Raw genomic sequence first — 2,537 nt, 5'->3', positions numbered from 1 at the left:
TCCTATTATTCTATCAGCTTTTATACCAAACTTATCGTTCTTCTTTATATGAATCTAATTTTTTAAATCCATTTATTGCATATCTTCCTTGCTTTGCATTTATGCAACGGCCTTTATTTATGCTTCCATTTCAAGTGAAGAGAATAGTAATGTATTGTCAGATGAGGCTATAAGTAATATACTGAGCGAACATTATAACATTTCAATTTCACGCAGAACTGTGGCTAAATATAGGGAATCTATGAAAATTCCATCATCAGCAATTAGAAAAAGGCTAAGAAAAATGAGTGTGCAACAATGAAGAAAATTTTGTGGAATATAAATGAAGTTGGCGAAGCTCTAAATAAAATTGTGAAGGGTGAATTCCTAGCTCCAATCACAGGAGTTTCAACAGACTCAAGAACAATTGAGAAAGGTGATATGTTTTTTGCGTTATCAGGAGAGAATTTTAATGGAAATGATTTTATCGATGATGCAATACGAAAAGGAGCTAGCGTTTGTATCTCAGGTGATATCCAGAAAGTAAATTCGGTAAACATTGAAAAAGTAATACAGGTTGATAATGTTTTAGAGGCTCTAAATTCTCTTGCAATATACCGTAGAAAATCTTTAAAAGGCGTGGTAATTGGGATAACAGGTAGTCTTGGAAAAACAAGCACTAAAGAAATGTTTAGGTTAGCACTTTCATCATGTGGAAAAACATTTGCAACAAAGAAGAATTTGAACAATCACTATGGATTACCTTTGTCATTAATTAGCTGCCCTAAAGATGTTGATTTTTGTATATTGGAATTAGGAATGAGTGCTAAAGGAGAAATTGCAAATCTTACCAAAATAGCTAATCCTGACGTAGCGGTTATCACTAATATACACCCAGTACATTTGGAATTTTTTAACTCTATTGAGGAAATTGCCTATGCAAAATCAGAAATTTTTGAAAATATTGCGCCATCTGGTTTTGGTATATTGAATACCAATTCTAATCACTTTGAAATCCAAAATAATCAAGCTAAAGAATATGGAGTGAAAATTTGCACGTTTGGTAAAAATTCAAAAGCAGATTGTTATATAAAAAATATAGATAACAACAGTAAAATGTATAAAATAGCTCACATTAATTGCTATAATAAAGGTTATACACAGAAATTTGACATTGATGTTGGAGAGCATTTAATATTTAACTCATTAGCTATATTTATCTGTGCTGTTACTTTAAATCTTGATTTAAACTCTATACAAAAATCTCTTGAAAATTTTAAACCTCAATCTGGTAGAGGTGAAGTAATTGAATTAAAAAGTAACATGAAATTAGTAGATGAATCTTATAATTCAAGTCCTGAGGCGTTAGCTTCTGCAATACAAAATTTAAAATCGTTAAAAGCTGATACTTCTCGTGTTATTGCTATACTTGGTGATATGAAGGAATTAGGTGATAAAGAGATGGATTTTCATAAAAATATTAAACTTAATGGTGTTGATAAAATTTTTTGCGTTGGTAAATTAATGGAGAATTTATATAATCATTCCAATCAAGATATTAGGGGGGTGTGTACTGAAAATTCTGCCAAGATGGCTGAGATTATTACTGACTATCTAAAAGAAGATGATATAATGCTAGTAAAGGGTTCTTTAAGTATGAACATGAAGTTGATTGTTGATAAAATAAAAACTGAATTTAGGAAATGAAGAAAAATATAATCTCAATTACGGATTCTGCTGCTGATCATATTAGGGAGCTGCTTAAAAAAGATAGCAAAAAGCCAATAGGTATTGGTATAAATGTAGAAGCTGGTGGTTGTTCAGGCAGTAAGTATAAATTTGAATATATTTATCAAAAAAAAGAACTTGATGAAGAAGTCAACGATAAAGGTATAAGAGTTTTTATCAATCCGAGTGCTGTATTGAAAATTTTTGGAACAAAACTTGATTATGTGGATGAAAAGATTCAATCAGGCTTTGTTTTTGTCAACCCAAATGAAAAGGGTAAGTGTGGTTGTGGTGAATCTGTGTTGTTGTAATAAATTTTTATATCAATACAACTGTAATCACATATAAATTTTCAAAAAAGCTTGATAATTAAAATTATATATGCAAGCCTCTCTGCATATATAATTTTAGGGAATAAATTATCATGTCAGCTAATAATAGCAAACTTACTAGATATCAAAAAGAGGCGATTGCCGTAATATCATTTGGCACTTTTCTTGAATATTTTGACTTGATGCTATATGTTCATATGGCTATTTTACTTGATGATTTGTTTTTTCCAAAATCAGACCCAACCACTGCTAGGCTACTTGCTGCATTTGCGTTCTCCTCTACCTATTTTCTAAGACCTATAGGTGGTTTGGTTATAGGCAAAATCGGGTATTTAATGGGCAGAAAAGCTACCATAATATTAACCACATTTTTAGGCATTGCTAAGCAAATATAGCGTCAAAGAAGAAATGTATATACACAGATAATTCAGCCATATCAGCGGCTTTGGAATAAGCCTTGGTTTTTCGATTGTATCTCTTGATAAAGTCTCTGAGAGA

The 2,537-nt window shown here is 30.9% G+C and carries 4 protein-coding genes; all 4 read left to right on the top strand.

All coding sequences use genetic code 11. The features are described 5' to 3' along the window. Positions 1-88 precede the first annotated feature (88 nt). The gene (locus L8D11_RS05940; RefSeq protein ID WP_336886389.1) at positions 89-301 is read left to right on the top strand and encodes an RNA polymerase factor sigma-54; all 213 of its coding nucleotides are present in this window, start codon (positions 89-91) and stop codon (positions 299-301) included. After that, positions 298-1,686, top strand: coding sequence for a UDP-N-acetylmuramoyl-tripeptide--D-alanyl-D-alanine ligase (locus L8D11_RS04895; RefSeq protein WP_236870551.1), 1,389 nt, complete (start codon positions 298-300; stop codon positions 1,684-1,686). Before L8D11_RS05940 ends, L8D11_RS04895 begins: the two co-directional genes overlap by 4 nt. Continuing rightward, positions 1,683-2,018, top strand: a complete 336-nt coding sequence (locus L8D11_RS04890) for a HesB/IscA family protein (protein ID WP_236870550.1) — start codon at positions 1,683-1,685, stop codon at positions 2,016-2,018. The genes L8D11_RS04895 and L8D11_RS04890 overlap by 4 nt, the downstream gene beginning before the upstream one ends. 113 nt (positions 2,019-2,131) lie before the next feature. Further along, positions 2,132-2,434, top strand: coding sequence for an MFS transporter (locus L8D11_RS04885; protein WP_410519506.1), 303 nt, complete (start codon positions 2,132-2,134; stop codon positions 2,432-2,434). Positions 2,435-2,537 lie beyond the last annotated feature (103 nt).

This window comes from Candidatus Bandiella numerosa (assembly GCF_021811875.1).
Classification (GTDB): Bacteria; Pseudomonadota; Alphaproteobacteria; order Rickettsiales; family Midichloriaceae; genus Aquirickettsia; species Aquirickettsia numerosa_A.
The sequence above is the reverse complement of the archived record's forward strand: the minus strand, read 5'-3'. Positions and strand labels throughout refer to the sequence as shown.

Coding starts and splice junctions, on each gene's coding strand:
- L8D11_RS04890 (WP_236870550.1), top strand. CDS start 1,683: ATGAAGAAAAATATAATCTCAATTACGGATTCTGCTGCTGATCATATT.
- L8D11_RS04885 (WP_410519506.1), top strand. CDS start 2,132: ATGTCAGCTAATAATAGCAAACTTACTAGATATCAAAAAGAGGCGATT.
- L8D11_RS04895 (WP_236870551.1), top strand. CDS start 298: ATGAAGAAAATTTTGTGGAATATAAATGAAGTTGGCGAAGCTCTAAAT.